Origin of the sequence: Streptomyces sp. NRRL WC-3549, from assembly GCF_000721935.1 — a bacterium.
Classification (GTDB): Bacteria; Actinomycetota; Actinomycetes; order Streptomycetales; family Streptomycetaceae; genus Streptomyces.
Map to the genome: position 1 here is coordinate 119,593 of NZ_KL585383.1, position 1,195 is coordinate 120,787.

Consider the following 1,195-nt stretch of genomic DNA (forward strand, 5'->3'; position numbering starts at 1 on the left):
TACCGGATGGGCACCGTCCACCACGTGCAGGATGAGGTCGGAGTCGCCGACCTCCTCCATGGTGGAACGGAACGCCTCGACGAGGTGGTGCGGGAGGTGGCGCACGAACCCGACGGTGTCGGCCAGGGTGTAGAGGCGGCCGCTCGGCGTCTCGGCCCGGCGCACGGTCGGGTCGAGGGTGGCGAACAGGGCGTTCTCCACCAGCACGCCCGCGCCGGTGAGCCGGTTGAGCAGCGACGACTTGCCGGCGTTGGTGTAGCCGGCGATGGCCACGGAGGGCACCTTGTGACGCTTGCGCTCCTGGCGCTTGATCTCGCGGCCGGTCTTCATCTCCGCGATCTCCCGGCGCATCTTCGCCATCTTCTCGCGGATGCGGCGCCGGTCGGTCTCGATCTTGGTCTCACCGGGACCACGCGTGGCCATGCCGCCACCGCCGCTGGAACCGCCGCCGCCCATCTGCCGGGAGAGCGACTGGCCCCAGCCGCGCAGCCTGGGAAGCATGTACTGCATCTGCGCGAGGGAGACCTGCGCCTTGCCCTCCCGGGACTTGGCGTGCTGGGCGAAGATGTCGAGGATCAGCGCGGTCCGGTCGACCACCTTGACCTTGACGACGTCTTCCAGGTGGATCAGCTGGCCGGGGCTGAGCTCACCGTCGCACACGACGGTGTCCGCCCCGGACTCCAGGACGATGTCGCGCAGCTCGCGTGCCTTGCCCGAGCCGATGTAGGTGGCCGCGTCGGGCTTGTCGCGCCGCTGGAAGACGGCGTCAAGCACCATGGCTCCGGCCGTCTCGGCCAGGGCCGCCAGCTCGGCGAGGCTGTTCTGCGCGTCGGTGACCGTCCCGGAGGTCCAGACGCCGACCAGCACCACGCGCTCCAGGCGCAGCTGCCGGTACTCGACCTCGGTGACGTCCTCGAGCTCGGTCGAGAGGCCGGCCACCCGGCGGAGCGCCGCGCGCTCGGAGCGGTCGAGCTGCTCGCCGTCCCGCTCCATGTCGATCTCGTGGCTCCAGGCGACGTCCTCTTCCATCAGGGCGTCGGCCCGAAGGCCCTCGGTGAGGCTTTCGGACGCGGTGTCCGTGGCGCTCTGCGCGTCCTGCGCGTCCTGGGGAAGGGAGGAAGAGGAGGTCATTGGATCCTTACGTCGATGGGAGTGGTTCTGTCCGTCACAACGCGTGACACGGCTGGAAGATTCC

Annotated in this window: 1 protein-coding gene; it reads right to left on the minus strand. The window is 69.8% G+C overall.

Annotated features, from left to right (window positions below; genetic code table 11):
• Positions 1-1,131 (minus strand): GTPase HflX (hflX, locus tag IH13_RS0102720; protein WP_031080732.1); only part of this gene is annotated, 1,131 nt, incomplete at its 3' end.
• Positions 1,132-1,195 lie beyond the last annotated feature (64 nt).